At 75.8% G+C, this 24,844-nt stretch carries 19 protein-coding genes and 1 pseudogene; 15 read left to right on the top strand and 5 right to left on the bottom strand.

Features of this window, described 5'->3' with window-relative positions; all coding sequences use genetic code 11:
- A pseudogene (locus ABD353_RS18620) lies at positions 1-692 on the bottom strand (M4 family metallopeptidase); the annotation flags it as partial.
- Positions 693-1,793: 1,101 nt separating this feature from the next.
- On the bottom strand, positions 1,794-2,501 hold the full coding sequence (locus tag ABD353_RS18615; protein WP_344624746.1) for a TetR/AcrR family transcriptional regulator: 708 nt from the start codon (positions 2,499-2,501) through the stop codon (positions 1,794-1,796).
- A gap of 200 nt (positions 2,502-2,701) precedes the next feature.
- On the opposite strand from ABD353_RS18615, the gene ABD353_RS18610 reads away from it, so the two are divergent.
- The 8 genes from ABD353_RS18610 (at position 2,702) to ABD353_RS18575 (ending at position 14,375) form a co-directional block, all read left to right on the top strand.
- Positions 2,702-3,664 carry an NAD-dependent epimerase/dehydratase family protein gene (locus ABD353_RS18610; RefSeq protein ID WP_344624745.1) on the top strand — a complete coding sequence of 321 codons (963 nt, stop codon included), beginning with the start codon at positions 2,702-2,704 and terminating at the stop codon, positions 3,662-3,664.
- 303 nt (positions 3,665-3,967) lie between these two features.
- The gene (locus tag ABD353_RS18605; protein WP_344624744.1) at positions 3,968-5,932 is read left to right on the top strand and encodes a serine/threonine-protein kinase; all 1,965 of its coding nucleotides are present in this window, start codon (positions 3,968-3,970) and stop codon (positions 5,930-5,932) included.
- A gap of 213 nt (positions 5,933-6,145) precedes the next feature.
- On the top strand, positions 6,146-6,490 hold the full coding sequence (locus ABD353_RS18600; protein WP_344624743.1) for a DUF6480 family protein: 345 nt from the start codon (positions 6,146-6,148) through the stop codon (positions 6,488-6,490).
- Positions 6,491-6,629: 139 nt separating this feature from the next.
- Positions 6,630-7,226, top strand: a complete 597-nt coding sequence (locus ABD353_RS18595) for a DUF1349 domain-containing protein (RefSeq protein ID WP_344624742.1) — start codon at positions 6,630-6,632, stop codon at positions 7,224-7,226.
- A gap of 45 nt (positions 7,227-7,271) precedes the next feature.
- Positions 7,272-10,355, top strand: coding sequence for an ATP-binding protein (locus ABD353_RS18590; RefSeq protein WP_344624741.1), 3,084 nt, complete (start codon positions 7,272-7,274; stop codon positions 10,353-10,355).
- 209 nt (positions 10,356-10,564) lie between these two features.
- The gene (locus ABD353_RS18585) at positions 10,565-11,794 is read left to right on the top strand and encodes a PP2C family protein-serine/threonine phosphatase (RefSeq protein WP_344624740.1); all 1,230 of its coding nucleotides are present in this window, start codon (positions 10,565-10,567) and stop codon (positions 11,792-11,794) included.
- Positions 11,795-12,056: 262 nt separating this feature from the next.
- Positions 12,057-12,824 (top strand): serine/threonine protein kinase, encoded by a 768-nt coding sequence (locus tag ABD353_RS18580; protein ID WP_344624739.1) that lies wholly within the window; start codon positions 12,057-12,059, stop codon positions 12,822-12,824.
- Positions 12,825-12,842: 18 nt separating this feature from the next.
- The gene (locus tag ABD353_RS18575; RefSeq protein ID WP_344624738.1) at positions 12,843-14,375 is read left to right on the top strand and encodes a serine/threonine-protein kinase; all 1,533 of its coding nucleotides are present in this window, start codon (positions 12,843-12,845) and stop codon (positions 14,373-14,375) included.
- A gap of 30 nt (positions 14,376-14,405) precedes the next feature.
- Here ABD353_RS18575 and ABD353_RS18570 read toward each other — a convergent pair whose 3' ends face one another.
- On the bottom strand, positions 14,406-14,777 hold the full coding sequence (locus ABD353_RS18570) for a hypothetical protein (RefSeq protein ID WP_344624737.1): 372 nt from the start codon (positions 14,775-14,777) through the stop codon (positions 14,406-14,408).
- A gap of 239 nt (positions 14,778-15,016) precedes the next feature.
- On the opposite strand from ABD353_RS18570, the gene ABD353_RS18565 reads away from it, so the two are divergent.
- From ABD353_RS18565 to ABD353_RS18555, 3 genes are all read left to right on the top strand, one after another.
- Positions 15,017-16,069 carry an SPFH domain-containing protein gene (locus ABD353_RS18565; RefSeq protein ID WP_344624736.1) on the top strand — a complete coding sequence of 351 codons (1,053 nt, stop codon included), beginning with the start codon at positions 15,017-15,019 and terminating at the stop codon, positions 16,067-16,069.
- On the top strand, positions 16,066-16,965 hold the full coding sequence (locus ABD353_RS18560; RefSeq protein WP_344624735.1) for an NAD(+)/NADH kinase: 900 nt from the start codon (positions 16,066-16,068) through the stop codon (positions 16,963-16,965). Before ABD353_RS18565 ends, ABD353_RS18560 begins: the two co-directional genes overlap by 4 nt.
- A gap of 491 nt (positions 16,966-17,456) precedes the next feature.
- Complete coding sequence (locus tag ABD353_RS18555; RefSeq protein WP_344624734.1) at positions 17,457-18,278, top strand: SDR family oxidoreductase; 822 nt, start codon at positions 17,457-17,459, stop codon at positions 18,276-18,278.
- Between the two features lie 156 nt (positions 18,279-18,434).
- On the opposite strand, the gene ABD353_RS18550 is transcribed toward ABD353_RS18555, so the two are convergent.
- Together ABD353_RS18550 and ABD353_RS18545 are read right to left on the bottom strand one after the other, a co-directional pair.
- Entirely contained in the window at positions 18,435-18,617 is a 183-nt protein-coding gene (locus ABD353_RS18550) for an antitoxin (RefSeq protein WP_344624733.1), read from the bottom strand.
- Positions 18,618-18,711: 94 nt separating this feature from the next.
- Positions 18,712-19,503, bottom strand: a complete 792-nt coding sequence (locus tag ABD353_RS18545; RefSeq protein WP_344624732.1) for a hypothetical protein — start codon at positions 19,501-19,503, stop codon at positions 18,712-18,714.
- 299 nt (positions 19,504-19,802) lie between these two features.
- On the opposite strand from ABD353_RS18545, the gene nhaA reads away from it, so the two are divergent.
- The 4 genes from nhaA to ABD353_RS18525 all read left to right on the top strand — a co-directional run bounded on the left by nhaA (position 19,803) and on the right by ABD353_RS18525 (position 24,844).
- Positions 19,803-21,632, top strand: coding sequence for a Na+/H+ antiporter NhaA (gene nhaA, locus ABD353_RS18540; RefSeq protein WP_344624751.1), 1,830 nt, complete (start codon positions 19,803-19,805; stop codon positions 21,630-21,632).
- A 169-nt stretch (positions 21,633-21,801) separates the two neighbouring features.
- The gene (locus tag ABD353_RS18535) at positions 21,802-23,298 is read left to right on the top strand and encodes an MFS transporter (protein ID WP_425555190.1); all 1,497 of its coding nucleotides are present in this window, start codon (positions 21,802-21,804) and stop codon (positions 23,296-23,298) included.
- A 105-nt stretch (positions 23,299-23,403) separates the two neighbouring features.
- Complete coding sequence (locus ABD353_RS18530; RefSeq protein ID WP_344624731.1) at positions 23,404-23,769, top strand: hypothetical protein; 366 nt, start codon at positions 23,404-23,406, stop codon at positions 23,767-23,769.
- A gap of 49 nt (positions 23,770-23,818) precedes the next feature.
- Positions 23,819-24,844 (top strand): YihY/virulence factor BrkB family protein, encoded by a 1,026-nt coding sequence (locus ABD353_RS18525; protein WP_425555189.1) that lies wholly within the window; start codon positions 23,819-23,821, stop codon positions 24,842-24,844.

Here is a 24,844-nt window from a genome sequence, read left to right as displayed (position 1 = left end):
CCGCGGGTGGCGTCCTTCAGCTGGTACGTCGAGCCGGTGTAGTTGGTGGTCAGCGGGACCGAGCCGACGAAGACGCCCGTGCCGGTGCCGGTCGCGTTGGCGGTCTGCACCTGCTCGTGGGTGGACAGCACCTCGCCCGTGGCGGCGTCGGTGACGACCACCTGGCTGCTCGGGGTGCCGTCGGCGCGGACGCCCTCGACGGTGGTGCGGTGGGCCAGTCGCGGGGTGCCGGAGGCCGCCCACACCACCAGCTGCGCCGTTCCCGGCCGGTCGACCGAGACGAGGGCGGGCTCGTCGCCTTCCGGGACTCCGACGGTGGCGGCGACCGCGTCGTGCGCCTTGGAGGCGGCCTGTGCGGCGTCGAGCTTCGGGGTGAGCGAGGCGGGGGCGACCCGGCCGGCCACGGCGCGGTCGGCGGAGCGTATGGCGCCCTGCGCGCTCTGGTGGACGATCAGGTCGCCGCCCAGGACGGGCAGGCCGGCGAAGGTGCGCTCGTAACGCACGTGCCGGGTGCCGTCGGGGTCCGTGATCGTGTCCTTCACGATCAGCTGCTCCTGACCGGACAGGCCCAGGGCGCGGGCCGCTGCGACGGGCGCCGGCGCGGCGTGGGCCGATCCGGCACCGACCTGGATCGCGCCGGCCAGGACGGCCGAGGAGGACAGAACGGCTCCGACGGCGAGCTTTCGCTTCATTCGGTTCCTTCCGTGGTGGACCGCGGTCGCGCGGTCGCGCCGGCTCCGTGGCGCCGGGTCGGCGCGGGCTGAGGACGGAGCCGGCTGGGGGTGGAGCGGGCTGGGGGTGGAGCGGGCGCCGGCGGCGCGTCCCGGCGATCGGCCGGCAGCCGCCACCCGGCGGGTGAGCGGGCCGGACAGTACGCCGTGGTGCTCGGCCGGAATCATGACGAAGGATCAGGCATGCAGGAAAGGGCGGGCGCACAAATGGCAGGATTCCGCCACAGTGGACGGTGTTCCCGTCGGATTTCTGGCGGGAATTGCCGGGCCAATGTCTGCTGGCAGATCCGCCCGCAGCCGTCCGTGCCGCCCGTGGGCCGAAATCCAGCCTGGCTGTGCGCGGGGCGCAGGGTGTGCGGGGGTGGTGGCGCAGTCCCGCCACGTATTGACACTTGTCGGTGAGAAAGCGATTCAGTATGCGGCGGAGTGGAATCCGGCAGGTGTCATGAATTCTTTTCAGGCATAACTCGGCGGCGAATGCCTAAAGGACATTCGCCGCGGCGCGGGCCGGGTCTCGCACCCCGGCGCCGGTGGCAGGGTGGGCCGTACCTGACTGAGCGCCGATCGACCGTGGCGTGTCACACCCGCGCACGGACGGGCGGGCGGCCGGCCAGGCCTCGACGTGCCTCGACGTGCCTCGGGTGGTGTCCTCCGGGCTGCAGGCCGAGTGGCCGGCCGGGAGCCGGGCGGCAGGCGGAGTGGCCGGCCGAGCGCCGCGTTGTCGCGGTCCGGTGCGATGTGGTGCCGAAAGCGGCACGGCCGGGGGAGGCTGCACCGCCGGTCCGCCCGGGGGCGGAGCGGTCGGCGGGGTGCTCGCGTCGGTGGTCCGGGAGGGCCGGCGTGCGGGTGAGCTGCGTTGCGGGGAGGCTCGTTCGCTTAGTCCGTCGACTGCCGAGTGCCGAGCACCCGCACGCGACGGTGTGATTCAGCGGTGCTACCCCCTCCGGCTTGCTCACGGAGGGGGCGTGCTGGCCGCTTGGAGGCGTCGCATCCGCTACGGGTGCGCCGGTTTGTGACGGCCCCTTGGGTTCCCCGAGGCCGCGAAGCGCCTGCGACAGTGCGTCACTTCAGCGAGAAGGCCTCGGCGAGCAGCTCGACCTGCGTCGCGAGCAGGGTGTCCCCGGTGTGGCCCATGCCGGAGAAGTGGCCGGAGACCTCCAGGCCGATGGTGCCGTGCAGGGTGCTCCAGGCGAGGACCGTCCCGGTGAGGGCGGTGGCGACGGCTTCGGGGCCGTCCGGGGCGCTGGCGGCCACCCAGGCGGCGACGGCCGTGTCCGCCGCCAGCCAGGCCCGCATCTGGGCGAGCACGGGGGCGGTGGCCGGGGCCGGGGTGCCGGCGGCGAAGACCGGCAGGAAGGGCGTGAGGACGGCCCGGGCGCTCGCGAGGGTCTCCGGCGGTGCGGTGTAGCCGGGGGTGGGAGTGCCCTGGATCAGCAGGTAGCGGTGGGGCTGCGCGACGGCCCAGCCGCGGTAGGCGGTGGCCAGGGCGTGCAGGCGGGCGCGCGGGCCGCCGCGCGGGTCCTCGGCCGCGGCGACGGCTGCGGCGGCGTCCTCGTAGGCGTCCGAGACGAGGGCCCCGAGCAGGTCGTCCCGGCTGGCGAAGTAGCGGTACAGCGCGGGGCCGGACATGCCGAGCTCCTTGGCGATCTTCACCAGGGCGAGCGCTGCGGTGCCGCCCTCGGCCAGCTGCCGCAGTGCGGCGTCCTTGATCTCGGCGCGGGTCTGCTCGCGGTAGCGGGCGCGCGGGCCGGTGGTGCGGGAGTCCGCCATCTCGGCTGCTCCTCTCCGTGTCGTCTCGTTCGTTATGGGTTGTCGCTCCAGCGAGAGTCTCTCACGACTGCGCCCCCATCTCGCTGACGCTTCATCGCCCTTGCGAGTCACCGTCGCAACAGTTACAGTCTCTAACAGAAGCGAGGGTGACTCGTGAAAGGAACGGTCCGTGCCGCACGGACCGAAGGAGAGGGGACACCATGAACACCCAGGAGCAGCAGCTGCACGTCGTGCTCGGCGCAGGCCCGGCCGGCACGGCCCTCGCGGCGGAGCTCGCCCGCCGCGGCCACGCCGTCCGCCTGATCGACCGCTCGGGGGAGGGCCCCGCGCCGCTGGGTGTCGAGCGCCGCGCCGCCGACGTCTCCACCCCCGCCGGTGCGCTGGCCGCCGTGCAGGGCGCCGACGTCGTCTACCACTGCGTCAACGTCGGCTACCACCTGCAGGTCGAGCTGATGCCGCTGATCCAGCGGGCCGTGCTCGGCGCGGTCGAGGAGACCGGCGCCCGCCTGGTCGTGCTCGACACCCTGTACCCGTACGGCCCGACCGGCGGCGCGCCGATGACCGAGCGCACGCCGTGGAACGCCGTCAGCCGCAAGGGGCGGATGCGGGCCGAGCTCGACGAGGCGTACCTGACCGCGCACCGCGAGGGCCGGGCCCGGGTGGTGCTCGGCCGCGCGGCGGACTTCGTCGGCCCCGGCGTGCTCAACTCCACCCTCGGCGGCGCCGTCTTCCCGGCCGCGCTCACCGGCGGCGAGGTGCTGGGCCTGGGCGACATCGACCTGCCGCACAGCCACACCGACATCCGGGACGTCGCCGCCGGGCTCGCCACCCTCGGCGAGCACCCCGAGGCCGACGGCCGGGTCTGGCACCTGCCGACCGCGCCCGCCCGGACGCCCCGCCAGATCCACGCCATGATCGAGGAGCGGACCGGCCGACCGCTGAACGTCTTCGTACTGGACGCGCCGCGGCCCTTCGGCCCCTTCGACGAGGTGTTCATGGCCGAGTACGCCGAGATGTTCTACCAGCACACCGAGCCCCAGGTGGTGGACTCCGGCGACTTCGAGAGGGCCTTCGGCACGGCCCCGATCCCGCTGGAGCGGACCCTCGACGAGACCCTCGACTGGTACCGGGACCTGCTGTCCGCCCACGCCCCGCGCTCCTGAGCCGAAGGCCCGGCCGCACAGCTGGACGCCGCCGGACCGCCACCGACCGCCGCCGGATCACCCCGCAGCGGCTCCCGGGACCGCCGCCGGATCCCCCAGGGACGGGTTCCCGGACCACCCCGGACCGTCACCGAACCGCCAGGGGGCCACCACCGCGGCACCCCCGCCTACGGCCGCCCGGACGGTTCGTCCAGATCCGGTTCCACGGGCCCGCCGGCCATCGCCGGCGGGCCCGGGCCGTGCGGCCCGATCGTGATCTCCCGGCGGCACGGGCAGTCCGTCCCGCCCCCTACGATGACGGGCATGAACACTGGGGGGCCGGAGAGACGGCTCATCGACGGCCGTTTCGAACTGCTGCAGCGCCTCGGCGGCGGAGGCATGGGCCTCGTCTGGCGCGCCCGGGACAACGCCCTGGAGCGCGAGGTCGCGCTCAAGGAGGTCCGCCCGCCGGACCCGGCGATGCTCGCCGGCGACCCGGTGGCCGCGCAGGAGCTGCGCGAGCGCGTCCTGCGCGAGGCACGTGCCCTGGCCCGCCTCCAGCACCCCAACGTGGTGATCATCCACCACATCGTCGACACCCCCGACCAGCCGCACCCGTGGCTGGTGATGGAGCTGGTCAGCGGCGGCAGCCTGGCCGACCGCCTCGTCCAGGGCCCGCTCTCGGTGCCCGAGGCCGCGAGGATCGGCCGCGGTGTGCTCGCCGCCCTGCGTGCCGCGCACGCCGCCGGCATCCAGCACCGCGACGTCAAGCCCGGCAACGTCCTGCTGCGCACCGACGGCACGCCCGTCCTCACCGACTTCGGCATCGCCGCCATGCAGGACGCGACGGCGCTCACCGCCACCGGCTCGCTCATCGGCTCGCCCGAGTACATCGCCCCGGAGCGCATCCGCGGCGGCAGCGGCGACGCCTCCTCCGACCTGTGGTCGCTCGGCATGATGCTCTACGTCGCGATCGAGGGCCACCACCCGCTGCGCCGCAGCACCACGCTGGCCACCCTGGCGGCCGTCCTGGACGAGCCGCTGCCGCCGCCGGTCCGCGGTGCGCAGCTCGGTCCGCTGCTGGGCGCCCTGCTCTCCCGGGACCCTGCGCTGCGGCCCGACGCCGAGATGCTCGACCGGCTGCTCGCCGCGGCCGAGCAGGGCGAACCGGCCGCCGGTCCCGCCCACTGGGCGCCCACCGTCAAGGAGACCTTCAAGCAGCCCGGCCCGCCGGAGTCGACCTCGGGCTCCACCCCCCAGCCGGTGTTCGGCGCGCCCACGGGCACCCCCACCGGTGGGCCCACCGGTGCGCCTGCGGGCTACGGCGTCCCGGCCGTCCCCGGGGCGTTCGGCGCACCCGCCGCCGGGTACGGCTACCCGCAGCCCTCGACCGGCCCCGTCGCCGGGTACGGCCACCCGCAGCAGCCCGCCGGAGGCTACGGCTTCCCGCAGGCGCAGCCGCCGGTGCCGTCCGGCCCGAACGGCGGCGGGTACGGGTTCCCGCAGTCCCCGACCGGCGGCATGAGCGGCTACGGCCACCCGCAGTCGTCCACCGGCCCGACCAACGCCTGGACACCGCAGAACGGCCACCCGAACCACCCCCCGGCCAACGCGTCGCGCGGCCGCACCGTGCTGCTCACCGCCTCGGTGGCCGGCGCCGTGCTCGCCGGCGTGCTGGTCTGGAACAACGTCCAGGACGGCAACGGCGGCACCGGCTCCAACGCCACCGGCACGAGTACCGGCAGCAGCACCGCGGCCGGCACCACCGGCACCACCGGCACCACCGGCACCACCGGTACCGGCACGCCGGCGGCCACCGCCACCAAGGCCGGCGGCAAGAACGCCGCGCCCAAGGACCTGCTCTCCACGGACGGCGTCAAGGCGGTGGTCGACGCGATCAAGCCGGTCGCCGGCACCTCGATGATCAACGAGCTGACGGTCTACCCCGAGTACGCGATCGCCGAGACCCCGAAGACCGACAACCCCAAGCTGTACGACCGGATCGACTACCGGAACGGCCACACCAGCAAGACCCCGGGCGGCAGCGTCATCGGCGACGACAAGCCGGTGGACCTGAACGGCTACGACTGGAGCATCATCCCGGGCCTCCTGCAGAAGGCCAAGGGCACGCTCAAGGTCCCCAACCCCACGAGCCGTTACCTGATCATCGGCCCGGACATGTTCGACGGGACGCCGACCATCCGGGTCTACCTCTCGGACGCCTACGGCAGCGGCTACCTCTCGTCGGACACCAAGGGCAACGTCTTCCGGACCTACCCGCACGAGTGACGCCGCCTGCGGACCGCGCACCTCCGGGCCCGCCCGAGGTCCGCGGCCGTCCGCGGTGACCCGCAGAACCAGCACCGGACTCCCGCGATCCGCAACGGACCGCGGTGACCCACAGCCGACTGCCGGGATCCGGTGCGGCAACGATGCGACCGGCCTCCGGCATGCCGGGGCGTGACCGTGGAACGGTCATCCCCCGACACACCGGAGGCCGTCATGTCGACCACCCTCCCTCGCACATCCGCCCCGACCGGGGCCCGCGCATCCGCCCCGTCCGGGCCCGCTGCACCCGCGGTCGCCGCACCCGCGGTCGCCGCACCCGCGGTCGCCGCACCCGCGGTCGCCGGACCCGAGGCCGGCACCGCCCGTCCGGAGGCGCCGGTGCCCGCCGTGCCGCCGACCGAGACCCCCGAGTGCGAGGCGTCCACCTGCCACGGGATCTCCCTGCCGGAGCCCGTCGAACTCCATGACGCCTGGCCCGGCTGGATCCCGATCGCGCTGATCGCCGTGCTGGTGATCGCCTGTGCGGGTTTCGCCGTGGCCCGGATCGCCGCCTTCTGACCGGATCGCCGCCCTCTGATGGGCCGTCGGCCGCCCCTGTCGTCGTCGCTTCGCCACCCCGCGGGCACCTCACCGGCCGCAGCGTGACAGGCTGGGCCGTCCCGTCGCGGTCCGTGCGGCGGCAGGCCCGAGGAGAGGCATGGACACCCCGCAGCCGGTCGACATCCCCGACGCCCACTGGCTCAACCCGCCTGCGTCCGCCGTCCCGGAGGGCCGGGCCCTGGTCGTCACCACCCGCGACCGCAGCGACTTCTGGCGCACCACCGGGTACGGCTTCGTCCGCGACGACGGGCACGCCCTGCTCGCCCCGCTGCCGGACGGCACCGCGGTCGAGGTGTCCTTCGTCGCCGACTTCGACACCCTCTACGACCAGGCCGGGGTGATGGTCAGGGTCGACGAATCGACATGGACCAAGGCCGGGGTCGAGATGTCCGACGGCGTGGCCCACCTCGGCGCCGTCGTCACCCGCGGAGTCTCCGACTGGTCGCTGTCGCCCGTTCCCGAGTGGCACGGCCGCGAGGTCACCGTCCGGGCCAGCCGCAGCGGCGACGCCCTCACCGTCCGGGCCCGTTGCGAGGACGGCCCCTGGCGGCTCGTCCGGTACGCCCCGCTGGCCCCGGAGGCCCACGCCACGGCCGGCCCGTACTGCTGCTCCCCGCAGCGCGACGGCCTCCGGGTGCGCTTCACGGCGTTCACCTTCGGGACCGCCGACAGCGCCCTGCACACCGACGACTGAGACCGGGCGTCCCGAACCGTGCGGAGCGGTACGGATAATGACCCGGTGTCCACTCCAGAGGTCTCGGCCCGTGAAGCCGACGTGCTCGCCCTGCTCGGCGAGCACCTCAGCAACGCGGAGATCGCCGCCCGGCTGTTCATCTCCGTCCGGACGGTCGAGTCGCACGTCTCCTCCCTGCTGCGCAAGCTGGACCTGCCGGACCGGAGGGCACTCGCCCGGCGGGCCGCACCCACCCGCACCGGTCAGCCGCACCCCGAACCCGCCCCACCGACACCGACACCGACGCCGACGCTGGCACCGCGCGCCCCTGTCCCCGCCCCCGCCCTGCCGGTGCCGCTGACGGCGTTCGTCGGCCGGGTGCGGGAGCGCGGGGAGTTGGCCGAGGCGGTGAAGCAGCACCGCCAGGTCACCGCGGTCGGCCCGGGCGGGGTGGGCAAGACCCGGCTGGCGCTGGCCGTGGCGGCGGAGGCGGCCGGTGACTTCGCCGACGGGGCGTGGTTCGTCGACCTCGTTCCCGTCACCGACCCCGGGCGGGTGGGCGCGGCGGTCGCGGCCGCCCTGGGCGTGGCCGAGCAGCCCGGCGGCACCCTCGACGATGCGCTGCCCGCCGCCCTGGCGGACCGTCAGGCGCTGTTGGTGCTCGACAACTGCGAGCAGGTGCGCGACGGAGTGGCGCCCTTCCTGGAACGGCTGCTGGCGGCCTGCCCGGGGGTGCGGGTGCTCGCGACGAGCCGCGCCCGCCTCGTCGTGCCGTTCGAGCGGGTCTTCCCCGTTCCGCCGCTGTCACGGGCGGGCGGCGCGGAGTCGGAGGCGGTGACCCTCTTCCTGGAGCGGGCGGCGGCCGTCGGGCCGCCCCCGGACCCGGCGCTGCGCGAACGGGTCGCCGCCGTCTGCGAACGGCTCGACGGCATGGCACTGGCGATCGAACTGGCCGCGGCGCGCTGGCCCACGCTCGGGCCGGACGGTCTCGCCGCAGGCCTCTCCGACCAGCTGCGGATCCTGGCCGGCGGCTCCCGGGCCGACGACCGGCACCGGTCGGTACGGGCGGCGCTCGACTGGAGCCACGACCTGCTGACGCCGCAGGACCGCGCCCTGCTGCGGCGGGTGTCGGTGTTCGCCGGGCCGTTCACCGCGGACGCGGCCGCCCGGATCGCGGGCTTCGACCCGCTGGACCCGGCAGCGGTCACCGACGGCCTCGGCAGGCTCGCCGAGCAGAGCCTGCTCACCGTGACGCACTCCGCGGCGGGCACCCGCTATAGGGCCCTGGAGACGATCCGCCAGTACGGCGCCGAACGGCTCGCCGACGCCAGCGAGTCGGAGGAGACCGGCGCCCGCCACCTGCGCTGGTGCACCTCCGCCGCGACCGCCCTGCCCGCCGCCGGCGACCCGGACCTGCGGACCCGCTTCGACACGGTCGCACCGGACCTCCGCGCCGCCCTCGGCCGCGCCTCGCCGAGCCGGGCCGCGCTGCGCCGGGCCGGCGTGCCCCGAGGCGCGGACCGCCCGGGCCGGAACGCGGAGGCCCACCGGCTCGCCCTCGCCCTGGCCCGGGCGGCCTTCGACTGCAACCTGCTCGGCGAGGCCCAGCAGACCTACGAGCTGGCGGCCGGGTTCGCCGGTGACGCCATGGCCGAGGTCGCCGACACGGCCGACGCAGCCACCACAGCCGAGGCCGCCGACACGGCTGCCGCCGCCGACCGCGAGCCAGGTGCGGCGGAGCTTCGGCACGCCGCCGGGGTGGCCGGCTGCCGCAGGAACGGTGACGACATGTTCCGCCTCCACCGGGCCGCCGGCGAGGCGGCCCGCCGGGCCGGGGACACCGCCGGAGCCGCCCGCGACCTGGCGACCGCCGCCACCGTCGCCCACCGCTTCTCCAGCTCCTTCGCGCAGCTGCCGACGGCGGACGAGGTGAAGGCGCTGCTCACCGCCGCGCGCGGCCTCGCCGGCGACGACCCGGCCGCGGCCGCGGCCGTCGCCCTGGCCGAGGCGGCGGTGCTCGCGGACGCGTACGGGTCCGTGCAGGGCGCCGCCGAGAACACCGCCCAGGAGACGGTGGTTCTCGCCGAGCGGGCCGTCGCACTGGCCCGGGGTACGGGAGATCCGGTGGCGGAGTCCGCCGCCCTCGACGCGCTCTCCGGCGCCCGGAGCTGGGCCGGCGACGCCTTCGCCGCAGCGGCGGGCGCCCCGCGGCGGGCGGCCGCCCTCCCCGCCCCGCCGCCGGGCGGCGGACGACCGTCCTCGCCGCGGCGCCGCGGACCCCGGCCGCCACCCACGAACTGGTCGACGCCCTCGCGATGGCCGCCGGGACGGCCGTGGGCGCCGGTGACCTGCCCGGGGCCCGTCGCCTGGGCCGACAGCTCGCCGACCACCCGCTGCTGGCCGAGGTGGGCCACCACGCCACCTCCTGGCTGCTGGTCGCCGACGCCCTGGCGGGCCGGGCCGGGGACGTGCTCGCGGGCAGTGCGGTCTTCCTCGACGCCTGGGAGCGCGGCGGCCGTCCGCGGTCGTTCTCGCTCGGTCCCGCGGCGGCGTCCGTCGCCATGGTCCACGGTCTGCGGGGCGACCGGGAGGCCCGGACCGCCTGGCTGGCGGTGGTCGACCGGGCGGGCACCGAGCCGGAGCACCGCCACGGCTACGGTGCGGTCTTCGACGCGATCGTCCTGCTCCACCGAGGTGATGCGGACGCGGCCCTGGAACGGCTCGCGCCCGAGCCGGACGAGGTCTGGAAGTGGGTCTCCTGGGTCTGGCTGCACTGGTACGCGGCCCTCCGGGCGGAGGCCGCCGTCCTCGCCGGTCACCCCGGGGCCGCCCGCCGCATCGCCGCCGCCCGGGCGCTGGTGGCGGGCAATCCGGTCGCCGCCGCGCAGGTGGACCGCGCCCAGGCCCTCCTCGACGGGGACCTGCCCGGCCTGCTCGCCACCGCCGAGGCCTTCACCGCCGCCGGATCCCCCTACCAGTCCGCCCGCACCCTCGTTCTCGCCGGCGCCCGCCACACCGCAGCCGCCACCACCGCCCTCACCGCCCTCGGCCTCCCGCCCGGCCCCGACCTCGGCCCCGCTCCCACCCGCCGTCCGTAGTGGGCCACCCCCACCTGCCATCGGCAGCCCCGCTCCCACCCGGCGCCGGTAGTGCCCGCTCGCGCCCGCCGCCGTAGTACCCGCCTCCTGCCCGCCGTCCGTAGGGCCGCTCCCACCCGCCGTCCGTAGGGCCCGCGCCAGCAGCTGGCAGCCCCGCTCCCGCCGCCGTCGCGGCACTCGCCCGCCGGGCCCGTCCCGCGCTGCCGTCCGGTCGCCGTGGGGGTGGGGCGGTGGTTCGATGCAACGGGCGGGGGTGCAGGGGTGCCGTCCGAGGAGAAGGCGGTGGCGGCGGTGGACGAGGCCGGGGTCGGCCGGGTGGTCGGCGAGTTCCTGGAGATGTCCCACGACGTGGGGCCGCGCGACATCGCCGCCCTGGTCGACGACACCGCCCGGGCGCTCGGGATGGCCGGCGCAGCCGTCTACCTGGCCGACGTCCAGCAGGTCCGCCTGGTGCCGCTGCCCGACGACCGGCCGCGCGGGCCCGGCACCGACGAAGCGGGCGTCCCCGTGGAGGGGACCCTCGCAGGCTGGGCGTACCGGACGATGAAACCGCAGGAGTCGTCCGCTGACGGCCGGGTCGAGCTGTGGCTGCCGCTCGTCGACGGGGTGGAGCGGATCGGCGTGCTGCGGGTGGCGGCCGCGGCTCCCGGCCCGGCGGTGCACGAGCGGTGCCGCACGCTGGCCTCGCTGACGGCACTGGTGGTGATCTCGAAGGCGGCGTTCAGCGACGTGATGGCGGAGGCCGTCCGGAGCCGCCCGATGACCCTGCAGGCCGAGCTGGCCTGGGCGTTCATGCCGCCGCGGACGCTGGGCACCCGCGACGTCACCTCGTCCGCCGCGCTGGAGCCGGCCTACGAGATCGGCGGCGACGCCTTCGACCACAGCCTGCAGCGGGACCGGCTGCACCTGACGGTGGTCGATGCGATGGGCCACGACCTGGCGGCGGGCGGTGCGTCCGCGGTGGCGGTGGCCGGCTGCCGGTCGACCCGGCGGGCGGGCGGCGGTCTGGCGGACATCGCCGAGGCGGTGGACGGGGCGTTGACCCGGTGGATCCCGGACCGGCTGCTGACCGCGGTCTTCGCCGACCTCGACACCGGGACGGGCCGCCTCAGCTGGGTGAACTTCGGCCACCCGCCCCCGCTGCTGATCCGCCGTCAGCACGTCGTGCCCGGGGCGCTGGAACGCCCCGCGCAGCTCCCGCTGGGCCTCGGCAGCGGCTATCCGCGCGGCCCGGCCACCGTGCACCACGCGCAGCTGGAGCCGGGCGACCGCATTCTGGTCCACACCGACGGGGTGACCGAGGCGAGGTCGGCGGCGGGTGACCTGTTCGGCGAGGAGCGGCTGGTCGACCTGGTGGTGCGCTCGGCCGCGGCCGGCGAGCCGGCCCCCGAGGCACTGCGGCGGCTGATCCTCGCCCTGCTGGAGCACCGGGACCACCGCCTGGTCGACGACGCGACGATCGTCCTGGTGGAGTGGCATCCCCGCGGCTGACCGGTTCCAACGGCTGACCGGCCCCCGCGGCGCCGGCCGCGCGGCAGCTGACACGTCAGCCTGCGGCGACATCCGGCACGGCAGCGTGCCCGGCGCCCGGCACGAGGGCTGAAGCATCGCACACGCAGCATGCCTTTTCTGGAACACTGAGTCACGCTACGGGCACACGAGGTGTGTCTCCGGGCTCCGCCGTGGCGTGCGCAGGTCCGTCCTGTCGTGCGCAAGGGCCGCCGGCGGAGCGGGAATTCACCGAGGGGGCGTGATGGACACCGTCATCGTGCAGCTGCCGGACACCGGCGGGGGCCCGCGGGCCGCGCCGCGGCTGCTGCGGATGGGCCCGGACGACAGTGCGGACTTCGGTCGCGGCGCACCGGGCCGGCCGGTTGCGATCCCGCTGCCCGACCAGGGCGTCTCGCGCCGGGCCGGTGAGCTCACGGCGGCCTCCGATTACTGGCGACTGTCGAACTTCAGCCGGTCGGCGACCTACGTGGTGGAGAACCTGGAGGGCGCGGGGGAGCACCTCAAGGTGGCGCCGGGGCGGCTGGGGGCGCCGGTGCCGTTCGAGTTCTCCCGGGTGGTGCTGCCCTCGCTGGGCGGCGGCTGCCACTTCAAGGTCTTCGCGCCGCAGCACGCCTACCTGGACCGGGCGCAGGCCGGGCCGCCGGGCGAACACACCGTCAGCCCGTTCGCGCTGGATGCCACGGCGAAGTACTTCCTGGTGCTGGTGGCGCTCTGCGAGCCGCGGCTGCGTGGCACCTCCGCGGCCGTCCCCGGGGTCGGCGACGTGGTGGAGCGGCTGCGCGGCGGTCCGGGCGCCGCCGGGCCGAGCCGGTCCGCGGTGAACTACCACATCGACTACCTGGCGGAGTCCAAACTCCGCCTGCGGCCGGAGGGTTCGGAGGGCGGGGCGGGACCGCTGCGCAAGCGCGAGGAGCTGGTCGACCTGGCGCTCCGCTTCGACCTGGTGCGCGAGGAGCACCTGGCGCTGCTGCCCGCGCGCCGGGTGGGCCGCCCGGCGGGAGCCGGGTGAGCGGGGGGTGAGCAGGGCGTGAGTACGGGGTTCCCGGACGGGCCGGTGCCCGAGGTGCCGCCCGGCTACCGGGTGGCCGGGCACCGGATCACCGGCCCGATCGGTGCGGGCGGTTGGGGTGCGGTCTACGCGGCGGTCCGGCGGCGGGACGGGGCGCCGGCGGCGGTGAAGATCCTGCCGGCCGCCCGGCTCGCTCCCGGCCAGTGCCGGCAGGCGAGCGAACTCGCCCGGCGGGAGGCGGAGTTCAGCGCTCGGGCGGAACACCCGCGGCTGATCAGGACGTTCGCCACCGCGGTGCTCCGCGACCCGGGCCGACCGGGCCTGGACGGCGCCGTGGTGCTGGTGATGGAGCGGGCGGAGCGGAGCCTCGCGGACCTGCTCGCCGAGGGCCGGGCGGTGCCGCCCGCGGAGGGTGCCCGGCTGCTCGCCGAGGTCTGCGAGGGCCTGGCCCACATGCACCGGCACGGTTGGGTGCACGGCGACCTCAAGCCGGCGAACGTCCTGCTGATGGCCGACGGTTCGGTGCGGCTCGCGGACTTCGGGCTGACCGCCGAACTCGACGGCACGCACGCCTACGTCCCGCCGCTCGGCACGCTCGACCACGTGCCGCCGGAGTGGTGGTCCGAGCGGAGCGGGGTGCGGGGGGTGGCGTTGCGGCCGAGCGCCGACGTCTGGGCGTTCGGGGTGCTGGCGCACCAGGTGTTCGCGGGCGGCACGCACCCCTTCCCGGGCGCGGCGGCCAGGGCGCGGGCGCTGGCGGCGCAGTCGTACGCGCGCGGCCGGGAGCGGTTGCGGCTGGACGAGCGGGTGCCGGGGGAGTGGCGGGCGCTGGTCGCGGACTGCCTGGCCGCGGACCGGACGGCACGTCCGGCGGACGCGGCCGCCCTGGCCGCCCGGTTGCCGGCGTCGGCGCCGGTCCGCCGGCCCTGGCGACGGCGCGGGGCGCTGGCGGTGGCCGTCGCCGCGGTGGGGGCGCTGGTCTGTGCCGCGACGGTGGCCGTGCTCCCGGGGTCGCCGGACGGCACCGGCCCGGGCCGTCCGCGGGCGGTCCCCTCCGGCACTCCGTCCGGCAGCCCGTCCGGCACCCTGCCCGGTGCACTGCCCGCGGACGCCGACGTGCCCGCGGCGCTGCGCGAGCCGATCGCCCGGGCCGCCCGGCGCTGCCCCGAGCCGGAGGTGACCCCGGTGCTGCTGGCCGCGATGCTGAAGGCGGAGAGCGGCTTCGACCCGAAGGCCGCCCGGCCGGAGACCGGGGAGTACGGCATCGCGATGTGGACGCCGGCCGTGTTCAACGCCTGGGCGCAGGACGGCGACCTGGACGGCCGCAAGGACTACATGTCGCCGCCGGACGCCATCATCTCGATGGGCTCGTACGTCTGCTGGCTGGCGCAGCAGTTCAAGCGCCGGGGGCTCACGGACGACCTGCCGGGGCTGCTGGCGGCGGGCTACCGCACCAGCGACAAGTCCGTCGCGGAGGCCCGCGGGGTGCCCGAGCGGGTCCGGCCGCACGTGGCGAAGGTGGAGCAGTACCTCGCCGAGTACAGTCGGTGAGCCCGCCCGGGCGGGGTGGGTGAGCCTGCGTCAGCAGCTCGGCAGTCCGGGCACCGGCTGGTCGTTGTCGCCGCCGGAGAGGTAGACGACGTTCACCCAGACGCCCTTGTTGCCGCTGTCGTCGTCGGTCTTGGCCCACCAGTGGTTGCGGTACGGGCCGTCGACGACCTCGCTGCCGACGGCCTGGCAGTAGAAGTAGTTGGTGCCCGCGTTGAGGGTGCCGGCGCGGACGTTGCCGGCGAAGTAGGACGGTGCGGTCTTCCAGACGTTGCAGTTGTACTTGCCGCCGCCGATGCCGTAGCAGCCGCTCGCGGCCTCGGCGGAGGCCGGGACGAGGCCCGTCAGGGCGAGACCGACGGCGGCTGCGGCTCCGGCGAGGGCGAGCTTGCGCACAGCGAACATGGAACGCTCCTTGCGTCGTGGGAGAGGGCCCGAGGAGCGGGCCCGACCGGTGGGCGGCCCGGTGGCCGCCCCCGTCTGACTCCAGGAAACCTGAGCAGCGGTCTGCCCGGTACCTGACATCTGTCAGGGCGTCGGCCGCGGGAGCGGAGCGTCGGACCACCCTCTTCTCGTCGCATTGACGACAACCGGGCGAGCCGGTTATCGTCATCTCGACGAAAACAATGCGAGGGGGATTCACCATGGCCGACATCACCAGGCGACTCGGATTCCGGCACCTGCGGGCCGCACCCACCGCCCACATCCGCCACCTGCGCGGCGGCCGGCCCGTCCACCAGGGCGCCGGCCTCGCCTTCTGGTTCCGCCCGCTCACTGCGGCCATCTCCGAAGTCCCGCTCGAAGACCGTGAGTTGGCGATGCTCTTCCATGCCCGGACGGCCGACTACCAGGACCTCGCGGTGCAGGCCACCGTCACCTACCGGATCACCGACCCGGCGGTGGCCGCCGAACGCCTCGACTTCGGCATCGACCCGGACACCGGCGCCTGGCGGGCCGAGCCGCTCGAACAGATCGGCACCCTGCTCACCGAGACCGCCCAGCAGCACGCCCTCGAACTCGTCGCCGCGACCCCGCTGGCCGGCACCCTCACCGAGGGCATCACCGCGGTGCGCCGCCGCATCGCCGAGGGCCTCACCGGCGACGCCCGGCTCGCCGAGATCGGCCTCGCCGTGATCGCCGTCCGCGTCACCGCGCTCCGCCCCGAGGCCGAGACCGAGCGGGCGCTGCGCACCCCGGCCCGCGAGCAGGTCCAGCAGGAGGCCGACCGGGCCACCTACGAGCGCCGCGCCCTCGCCGTCGAGCGGGAGCGCGCCATCGCCGAGAACGAGATGGCCAACCGGATCGAACTCGCCCGCCGTGAGGAGGAACTGGTCGCCCAGGAGGGCGCCAACGCCCGCCGCCGCGCCGAGCAGGACGCCGAGGCGGACGCCGTCCGCGCCGAGGCCGAATCGGTCCGCCGCACCCGGCTCGCCGCCGCCGAGGCCGAGGCCGACCGGCTGACCGCCGCAGCCCGCGCGGAGGCCGAACGCGCCCTCGGCGAGGCCAAGGCCGCCGCCGAACAGGCCTGGCTCGCCGCCCACCAGCAGGCCGGCCCGGAGGTGCTGCGGGCGCTCGCCGTGATCCGCCTCGCCGAGCACCTGCCGCGGATCGACAGCGTCACCCTCACCCCGGACGTCCTCACCGGCCTGCTCAGCCGCCTCGGCGTCGGCGGCAACGGCGACGGCGGTGCCCGATGACCCTCGCCCCGCGGGTGGTGCTCGTCCACCGGCGCACCGAGTACGAGGAACTGCTCGCCCGGCACGGCTCCCGCGGCCAGGCCGCGTTCTTCCTGGACTCCCGCGGCCGCTCCATCGCCGAGGCCGAGGAGCGCCACGACCGCACCCGCGCGGCGCTCGCCGCCGTCGCCGGGGCGATTCCCGGCGACTGGCGGCGCACCAGGGTCGAACGCGCCGACCTCGACCGGTTCCTCTTCACCCCGGAGGACCTGGTGGTCGTCGTCGGCCAGGACGGCCTGGTCGCCAACGCCGCCAAGTACCTGACCGGGCAGCCCGTTATCGGCATCGACACCGACCCCGGCCGCAACCCCGGAGTCCTCGTCCGGCACCGGCCCGGCGACGCCGCCGAGCTGCTGCGCGCCGCCGCCGGACCGGGCACCGCCGGAATGCTGGAGGAGCGCACCATGGTCGAGGCGGTGGCCGACGACAGCCAGCGCCTCCTCGCCCTGAACGAGGTCTACCTCGGTCAGAGCGGCCACCAGACCGCCCGCTACCGGCTCACCGCGCCGGGCGCCGCCGCCGAGGCCCAGGCGTCCTCCGGCATCCTCGTCGGCACCGGGACGGGCGCGACCGGCTGGTGCCGCTCCGCCTGGCTCGAACGCCGCTCCGAACTGCGCCTGCCCGAGCCGACCGGCGCCGCCGTCGCCTGGTTCGTCCGCGAGGCCTGGCCCTCCCCGGCCACCGGCACCGACCGGGTCCAGGGGCTGCTGGCCGGCGGCGAACGCCTGGAGGTCGTCGTCGAGTCCGACCGCCTGGTGGTCTTCGGCGACGGCGTCGAGTCCGACGCCCTCCAACTCGCCTGGGGCCAACGCCTGACCGTCGGCGTGGCCGCCGAACGCCTCCGCCTGCTCACCTGACCCGCACCGGGCGGCCCGGTGAGACGGGCTGGTGGCCTGGGCGGGCAGCGTTGTCCAGTCCGGAGCCCTCCGGTTGGCCCGGCGTCAGCGGTTGATCGCCGGTGTCGCGGCCGAACGCCTGCGCCTGCTCACCTGACCCGCAGCGGGCAGCGTTGTCCAGTCCGGAGCCCTCCGGTTGATCCGGCGTCAGCGGTTGATCGCCGGTGTCGCGGCCGAACGCCTGCGCCTGCTCACCTGACCCGCACTCCGGCCGCCGGCTGGTCCGCGCCGCCCGAGCTGGACCCGGCCGTCCGGCCGGCCGTGTTCGCGGGCCACCGCTCGGCGGCGGGACGCGGCCCGGCGGAAGGGCGTGCGGTGCAGGTCGGCTGCGCTCCCGCGAGCCCCCGGGCAACCCCGCGCGACGGTCCGCGCCCGGCGCGTCGCGGTCCACCGCTCTGCCACAGTGGCCGGGGCTCGGTCGGAGCCCGTCCACCGACAGGAAGGCCTCCCACATGGCACGTCGCTGGCTGGTCACCGGATGCTCGTCGGGGCTCGGCCTCGCCCTCGCCACCGCTGCGGCGGAGGCCGGCGAGTACGTCCTGGCCACCGCGCGCAAGCCGGACACCCTCGCCGAGCTGGCCGCCCGCCACCCGGACCGGGTCCTCACCGCCGCCCTCGACATCCGCGACCCGGGCCAGTGCGAATCCGCCGTCGCCACCGCCGTCGACCGCTTCGGCGGCCTGGACGTCCTGGTCAACAACGCCGCCAGCGGCCTGTTCGGCACCGTCGAGGAGGTCGCCGACGAGGAGCTCCGCGACCAGCTGGAGATCCTGCTCGTGGCCCCCTGGCGGCTCGCCCGGCTCGCCCTCCCGGTGATGCGCGCCCAGGGCGCCGGCCACATCGTGAACGTCTCCTCGCTGGCCGGCCGGATGGCCTTCCCCGGCCTCTCCGCCTACGTCGCCGGGAAGTACGCCCTGGAGGGGATGACCCAGGCCCTCGCCGCCGAGGCCGGACCGCTCGGCATCCGGGTCACCGCCGTCGAACCGGGCGGCTTCGCCACCGGCTACGGCGACGCCATCGCGCAGACCGCGACCCGCCTGCCCGCCTACGCCGCCGGCACCGACCCGATGCGCGACGGCATGCACGCCATGCGGGACAACCCGCAACTCGGCCGCCCCGAGGACTTCGCCCGCCACGTGCTCCGCCTGGTCGCCGCCGAGGAGACGCCCGTCCGGGTGCCCGTCGGCGAGGACGCCTACGCCTTCCTCGCCGCCGTCGACGAGGCCGCCCGCGCCGAACTCGCCGCCGCCCGCGCACTCGTCCTGGGCCGCTGATCCACTGAGCCGCTGATCCACCGAGCCGTGGGGCCACTGGGCCACCGGGCAGCGGGGCCGCCGATCGGCCGAGCCGCGGACGGACCGGCACCGCAACGGCCGACGGCCGCCTCCCCGGGTGACCGGGGGAGGCGGCCGTCCACGGCCGGGGCCGGGCTACCGCTGTTCGGGCGGCTGCTCGCCGAGGTGCTCGTTGATCTTCTGCTGGGCGGTGTCCACCTGGCCCTGGTACTTGCCCTGGGTCTTGGCGTCGACGGCGTCACCGGCCTTCTCGACACCCTTCTGGGTAGTGGACTCGTGGCCCTTCATCATGCTCTTGAGCTTGTCCAGCATCGACATCTGGCTTCCTCCTTAGGAGCTGCCGGTCTACCCACCATCGCCGACCCGGACGAGATCCACATCTCCAGGGCGCCCGGCGCCGTCCGGCACCGGCTCACTGCGGTGCGGCGGCCGCCCAGTACCCGGGTGCGGCATCAGTCCGGCGCCGCAGGTCGGCCCGGACCCGGACGGCCAGCCGCCGGGTGTCCCGGCGGTTCAGCAGCGCACCGAGCCCCGCCCCGACCAGCAGCGGGAAGAGCGTGGGCAGCTTGCGCAGCGTGCTGCGGGTCAGTCGCTTGCGCACCTTGCGCCGCACCTCGGTGCCCACCGCCAGCCCCGTCACCGCCGCCACGCCCACCGGATGCGACGGCGTCACCGAGGCGAGCCCGCGCCGGTCCGCCCACGCGGTGACGTACGCGGCCGACCGCTGCGCGGGGCTGCCGCCCGCGGGCACGCCGTACACCTGGTGCAGCTCGGCGATCAGTTTGATCTCCACCGCCGCGACCACCAGGGTCTCCGCCGCGACCTCGGCGGCCATCCCCGCCGGTACCGGCAGCATCGCCGCCGCCCCGACCCCGGCGCCGACCGAGGCCGAGGCCCGCAGCGCTCCCGCCACCAGCAGGTCCGCCAGGGCCTCGGCGTCGGCGGCCTTGGGGTGCTGCGCCCGCAGCGTGGCCAGGTCCCGCACCGGGATCCGCGGCGCGGTCTGCAGCAGCCGTTCGGTCAGCGCCCGGCCGCCCACCCAGGTCACCCGCGCGGTCGCGGCACCCCCACGCAGCAGCAGCCGGACCGTCGACGCCACCAGCGCGCCGGCCCGCCGGGCGGCCCGCCGCCGGCTCGACTCCGAGCCCTCCTCCATCTCGCGCGACATCGAGGCCAGCGCCTCTGCCGCCGCCTCCGGACCCATCTCCGCCCCCGCCGTCCCCGTCCCGTCATCCGGCGGTTCCGGCCGTCGCCTGCGCAGCAGTCCCATGCCGTCCCCCGTACCCGCCGCCCGGAACCGCTACGCCGTCGACCGGCCCGCGCCACCCGACCGGCCCGCCGGGTGGCGGGGGCCGACCGACCCGGTCCACCCCCTGTGACCCCCGTCACCACGCCGACCCCGGCGGTGCGCCGCGCGGACACCCCCTCCGGCGCGAGAATGATCGGGTGTCCGCCCCCTCAGAGCTGCCGCGCTACTCCGGCCAGACGTCCTGCGGTGCCGACATGCGCACCCCGCTGCGGGACTTCCTCCGCACCGAGACCGGCAGCGCCGCATTCCTGCTCGCCGCCACCCTGGCCGCCCTGGTCTGGGCGAACGTCGCCGCCGGGTCGTACGAGTCCTTCTGGGAGACCGTCCTCGCCGTGCGGCTCGGTGACGCCGGCATCTCCCTCGACCTGCGCGAATGGGTGAACAGCGGCCTGATGACGCTGTTCTTCTTCGTGGTCGGGCTGGAGGCCCGCCGGGAGTTCGACATGGGCGAGCTGCGCGAGCGCCGCCGGATCGCGCTGCCGCTGATCGCCGGGGTGTTCGGGATGGTCGTCCCCGTCGCGATCTTCCTCGCGGTCAACGCCGGGGACGGCGAACTGCACGGCTGGGGCACCGCGATGTCCACGGACACCGCCTTCGCCCTCGGCATGCTCGCCCTCTTCGGCAGCCGGCTGCCGGAGTCGCTGCGCACCTTCATCCTCACCGTCGCCGTCGTCGACGACTTCGTCGCCCTGGGCGTCATCGCCGTCGCGTACAGCGGCAGCATCGAGGTGCCGGCCCTGCTGGCGGGCCTCGGCATCCTCGCGGTGATCCTGCTGGCCAGGGCCGCCGGCCTGCGCCGCGGCGGCGTGTACGCGCTGCTCGCGGTGGCGCTCTGGGTCGCCCTGCTGAAGTCGGGCGTCGACCCGGTGGTCACCGGTCTGGCGATGGGCCTGCTGACGTACGCCTACCCGGCGTCCCGCGGCGACCTGGAGCGGGCGAGCGACCTGTTCCGGCTGTTCCGCGAGCAGCCCACCCCGGAGCTGGAACGCACCCTGCGGGCCGGCCTGGCCACCGCGATCTCCCCGAACGAGCGGCTCCAGCAGGTCTACCACCCGTGGACGAGCTACGTCATCGTGCCGCTGTTCGCGCTCGCCAACGCGGGCATCACCTTCTCCGAGGAGCAGCTGACCCGGGCCCTGCACTCGCCGGTCACGCTCGGCATCGTCCTCGGCTACGTGCTCGGCAAGCCGGTCGGCATCCTCGGCTCGACGCTGCTCACCACCGCGTTCAGCCGCGGCCGGCTGCGGCCCCCGGTCGGCTGGGGCGCGGTGGCGGCGGGCGGCGCGATCGCCGGGGTCGGGTTCACGGTGTCGCTGCTGATCGCCACGCTGGCGTTCGACGGCCCGCTGCTGGACGAGGCCAAGGTCGGCATCCTGGCCGCGGTGGTCTGCGCCTCGGCCGTGACCTGGGTGATCACCCGGCTGATCGCGCTGATGCCGCGGACCGGCCGGATGCGGGCGCTGCTCGGCACCTCCGAGTCCATCATCGACCTGGCGGCCTCCGTGGACGCCGAACGCGACCACGTCCGCGGCCCGCTCGACGCGCTGGTGACCGTCGTCGAGTACGGCGACTTCGAGTGCCCGTACTGCGGCCAGGCCGAACCCGTCGTCCGCGAGCTGCTGGCCGGTGCCGGGGACATCCGCTACGTCTGGCGCCACCTGCCGCTGAACGACGTCCACCCGCACGCCCAGCTGGCCGCCGAGGCGGCGGAGGCCGCCGGGCTGCAGGGCGCGTACTGGGAGATGCACGACCTGCTGCTGGCGCACCAGGGGGCGCTGAAGATCCACGACCTGCTGAAGTACGCCGAGACCGTCGGGGTGGACGGCGAGCGGTTCGAGGTCGACCTGCGGGCCCGGGCGGGTGCCGTCCGGGTCTCCGAGGACGTCGACTCGGCGGACCTCAGCGGCGTCTCCGGCACCCCCACCTTCTTCGTCAACGGGCGCCGGCACTACGGCGCCTACGACATCGCCAGCCTCAAGGAGGCGGTCCGCGCCGCCCGCGAACGGGCCGCCCTGGTCCGCTGAGACCCGCCCCGCCCCGCCCCGCCGCCGCCGCGGCACGGCGACGCGCCCGCCACCACTGCACGGCGGCGCGCCGGCCCCGCCCGGGTGCACCCTGGTCGGAGGGGCGGAGTCGGCCCGCGGCACACCCGGGGCCCGGCCTCCGCCGCAGCAGCCGGAAGGAGGCCCCCAGGTGGCCAGCGCCGGCCCCGGCAGCGGGGGCCCGCAGCCCGACGCCCGCACGGACCTCCCCGACACGTCCGCCGAGCCCGTGCCCCAGCGCTGGCGCGCCCTGGTGGTCTGCCTGATCGCCGGCTTCATGACCCTGCTCGACGTCAGCATCGTCAACGTCGCCCTGCCGACCGTCCGCACCGGCCTGCACATGACGCAGAGCGGCCTGCAGTGGGTGCTCAGCGGCTACGCGCTGGCCTTCGGCCTCGCCCTCGTGCCGGCCGGCCGGCTCGGTGACGCCCGGGACCGGCGCGCCGTCTTCCTGACCGGCCTCGCCCTGTTCACCGCGGCCAGCGCCCTGTGCGGCGCCGCCCAGAACGAGGCCTGGCTGATCACCGCCCGACTGGTCCAGGGCCTCGCCGGCGGCATCATCGTGCCGCAGGTCTCCGGCTTCATCCAGACCTCCTTCCCCGGCCCCGAACGCGGCCGGGCCTTCGGGATGCTCGGCGCCGTCATCGGCATCTCCACCGCAGTCGGCCCGCTGCTCGGCGGACTGCTCATCGAACTCGCCGGTCCGCAGCACGGCTGGCGCTGGGTCTTCCTGGTCAACGTCCCGATCGGCGTCGCCGCGCTGCCGGTCGCCCGCCGCCTGCTGCCGGACCCGCCGCCCCGCCCCGCCGGCCGCGTCCGCCACAGCGACCTCGACCCGGTCGGCATCCTGCTGCTGGGCGTCGGCACCACCGCCCTCCTGCTGCCCTTCGTCCAGGAGCAGTGGCACGACCGGGCCCGCTGGCTGCTGCTGCCCTTCGCCGTCCTGCTGCTCACCGCCTTCGCCGCCTGGGAGAGCAGGTACGGGCGCCACCGCGAACCGCTGGTCAGCATGGACCTCTTCGCCCGCCGCTCCTACGCCGCCGGCACCCTGCTCTCATTGCTGTACTTCGCCGGGTTCACCTCGGTCTTCTTCGTCTTCACGCTCTACCTGCAGGCCGGTCTGCACTACACCGCGCTCGCCGCGGGACTGGCGATCACCCCGTTCGCCGTGGGCTCCGCGGTGGCGGCGGCCGTCGGCGGCCGGCTGGTCGCCCGCCGCGGGCGGCGGCTGGTCGCGCTCGGCCTGGCCTCCGTGCTGGTCGGCCTCGGCGGCGCTGCGCTCGCGGCCCACCTGACCTCGGGCGACAGCACCGGCTGGGCCACCGCCGCGCCGCTGCTGCTCGCCGGCGCCGGCAGCGGCCTGGTCATCGCGCCCAACCAGACGGTCACCCTGCAGGAGGTCCCGGTCGTCCGGGCGGGCAGTGCCGGCGGGGTGCTGCAGACCGCCCAGCGGATCGGCTCCGCCGTCGGCATCGCGGTGGTCGGCTCGGTCTTCCTCGGCCACGCGGGCGGCGCCCCGGACGCCTGGACGGGCGCCTTCCAACTCGGCATCGCCGTCTCCGCCGCGTTCGTCCTGGTCGCCCTCGCCGTGGCCGCCGCCGACATCCGCGGCCACCGCCCGCCGCCGCCCGAGAAGGCCCTGCACTGACCGGACCCGCCGTCGCACCCGTACGGCATGCTGGGCCCGTACGTCACACAGGGGTGCCGCCGGGGCGGGAGACGCGGCGGCCACGGGCGTCGGGGGGATCTCATGATGGGTGGAGCGTCGGACGACTGGTGGGTGCTGCTGTTCTACCCGGTCGTGTTCTGGGTCCCGTTCGGGCCCTTCGTCATGGCCGCGCTCGGGGTGTGGCACGCCCGGGAACCGGGGCTCTGGCCGCGGCTGTGGTCGGTGCTGCTGCCGCTGGAGCCGGTGGTGACCCTGGGCGTCGTCGCCTGCCGCCCGGGCAAGGAGCCCGGTGACTACCTGCTCTACTTCGGCGGCTACGTCTTCGGCATCACGGTGCTGCCCTGGCTGCTCGGCCACGGCATCACCCGCGCCGTCCTCGCCCACCGCGCCCACCGCGCCCACCGCGCCCGCCGCGGCGGGGCCACCGGGGCCGGTCCCGAGAACGCCTGAGCCCGTACGGGGGCGATTGGATCCGCCGCGGACGGACAGACGCGCGGGCGTGGACCGACTTCGCAGACACACGCTCGCCCGCCGGCGGACCATCGCCCGGGCCGGGCCCAGCGCCCGGGTGCGCCGGCGCGCCCCCGACCGGCTGACCCGGCTGCGCCGCCGAGGCTGGCAGGACGCGCTGCGCCGCACCGGCCGGGAGATCCTCGACGACGAGCTCTCCGACCGGGCCGCCGCGCTCACCTACTACGGCGTCCTCGCGATCTTCCCCACCCTGCTGCTGCTCGTGTCGCTGGTCGGCCTGGTCGGGCAGTCCGTCACCGGGCAACTGCTCGACAACCTGCGTACCTGGACCCCCGGCCCGGCCCGCGACATCCTCCGCGGCGGTGTCGAGGAGCTGCAGCGCAGCCATGCCACCAGCGGCGCCCTCGCGGTCTTCGGCCTGGCCGGCGCCCTGTGGTCCGCCTCCGGCTACATCGCCGCCTTCATCCGCGCCGCCAACGTGGTGTACGACATCCGCGAGGGCCGGCCGGTGTGGAAGCTGACGCCGCTGCGGCTCGGCCTGACGGTGGTGCTGATGCTGCTGCTCGCCGGCAGCGCCGTGATCGTGGTGTTCACCGGGCCGCTCGCGCGGAAGGCCGGCGAGGCGCTCGGGATCGGCGACGTGGGGGTGCAGGTCTGGTCGATCGCCAAGTGGCCGGTGCTGCTCCTGTTGGTCACGCTGATGATCACGCTGCTGTACTGGGCCGCGCCCAACGTCCGCGGCCGCGGCTTCCGCTGGGTGTCGCCCGGCAGCGTGCTCGCGGTGGCGCTCTGGATCGGCCTGTCCGCCGGCTTCGCCGCCTTCGTGGCGAACTTCTCCTCCTACAACCGGACCTACGGCACCCTCGCGGGAGTGATCGTCTTCCTGGTGTGGCTGTGGCTGACGAACCTGGCGATCCTGTTGGGGCTGGAGTTCGACGCCGAGCTGTCGCGGGCGCGCGCCGTCCAGGGCGGCCTGCCGCGGACGCACGAGCCGTACGTCGAGCCGCGCTCCACGGAGACCTGGGACGACGCCGAGTCCGGTGGCGGCCCCTGA

The organism is Kitasatospora arboriphila (assembly GCF_039528095.1).
GTDB classification, from domain to species: Bacteria; Actinomycetota; Actinomycetes; order Streptomycetales; family Streptomycetaceae; genus Kitasatospora; species Kitasatospora arboriphila.
Note: the sequence above shows the minus strand (reverse complement) of the source record. Positions and strands in the feature narration are given on the sequence as shown.

Coding starts and splice junctions, on each gene's coding strand:
- ABD353_RS18595 (WP_344624742.1), top strand. CDS start 6,630: ATGGACACCCCGCAGCCGGTCGACATCCCCGACGCCCACTGGCTCAAC.
- ABD353_RS18600 (WP_344624743.1), top strand. CDS start 6,146: ATGTCGACCACCCTCCCTCGCACATCCGCCCCGACCGGGGCCCGCGCA.
- ABD353_RS18615 (WP_344624746.1), bottom strand. CDS start 2,501: ATGGCGGACTCCCGCACCACCGGCCCGCGCGCCCGCTACCGCGAGCAG.
- ABD353_RS18530 (WP_344624731.1), top strand. CDS start 23,404: ATGGGTGGAGCGTCGGACGACTGGTGGGTGCTGCTGTTCTACCCGGTC.
- ABD353_RS18570 (WP_344624737.1), bottom strand. CDS start 14,777: ATGTTCGCTGTGCGCAAGCTCGCCCTCGCCGGAGCCGCAGCCGCCGTC.
- ABD353_RS18545 (WP_344624732.1), bottom strand. CDS start 19,503: ATGGGTCCGGAGGCGGCGGCAGAGGCGCTGGCCTCGATGTCGCGCGAG.
- ABD353_RS18550 (WP_344624733.1), bottom strand. CDS start 18,617: ATGTCGATGCTGGACAAGCTCAAGAGCATGATGAAGGGCCACGAGTCC.
- ABD353_RS18605 (WP_344624744.1), top strand. CDS start 3,968: ATGAACACTGGGGGGCCGGAGAGACGGCTCATCGACGGCCGTTTCGAA.
- ABD353_RS18560 (WP_344624735.1), top strand. CDS start 16,066: ATGACCCTCGCCCCGCGGGTGGTGCTCGTCCACCGGCGCACCGAGTAC.
- ABD353_RS18565 (WP_344624736.1), top strand. CDS start 15,017: ATGGCCGACATCACCAGGCGACTCGGATTCCGGCACCTGCGGGCCGCA.
- ABD353_RS18580 (WP_344624739.1), top strand. CDS start 12,057: ATGGACACCGTCATCGTGCAGCTGCCGGACACCGGCGGGGGCCCGCGG.
- ABD353_RS18555 (WP_344624734.1), top strand. CDS start 17,457: ATGGCACGTCGCTGGCTGGTCACCGGATGCTCGTCGGGGCTCGGCCTC.
- nhaA (WP_344624751.1), top strand. CDS start 19,803: ATGCGCACCCCGCTGCGGGACTTCCTCCGCACCGAGACCGGCAGCGCC.
- ABD353_RS18610 (WP_344624745.1), top strand. CDS start 2,702: ATGAACACCCAGGAGCAGCAGCTGCACGTCGTGCTCGGCGCAGGCCCG.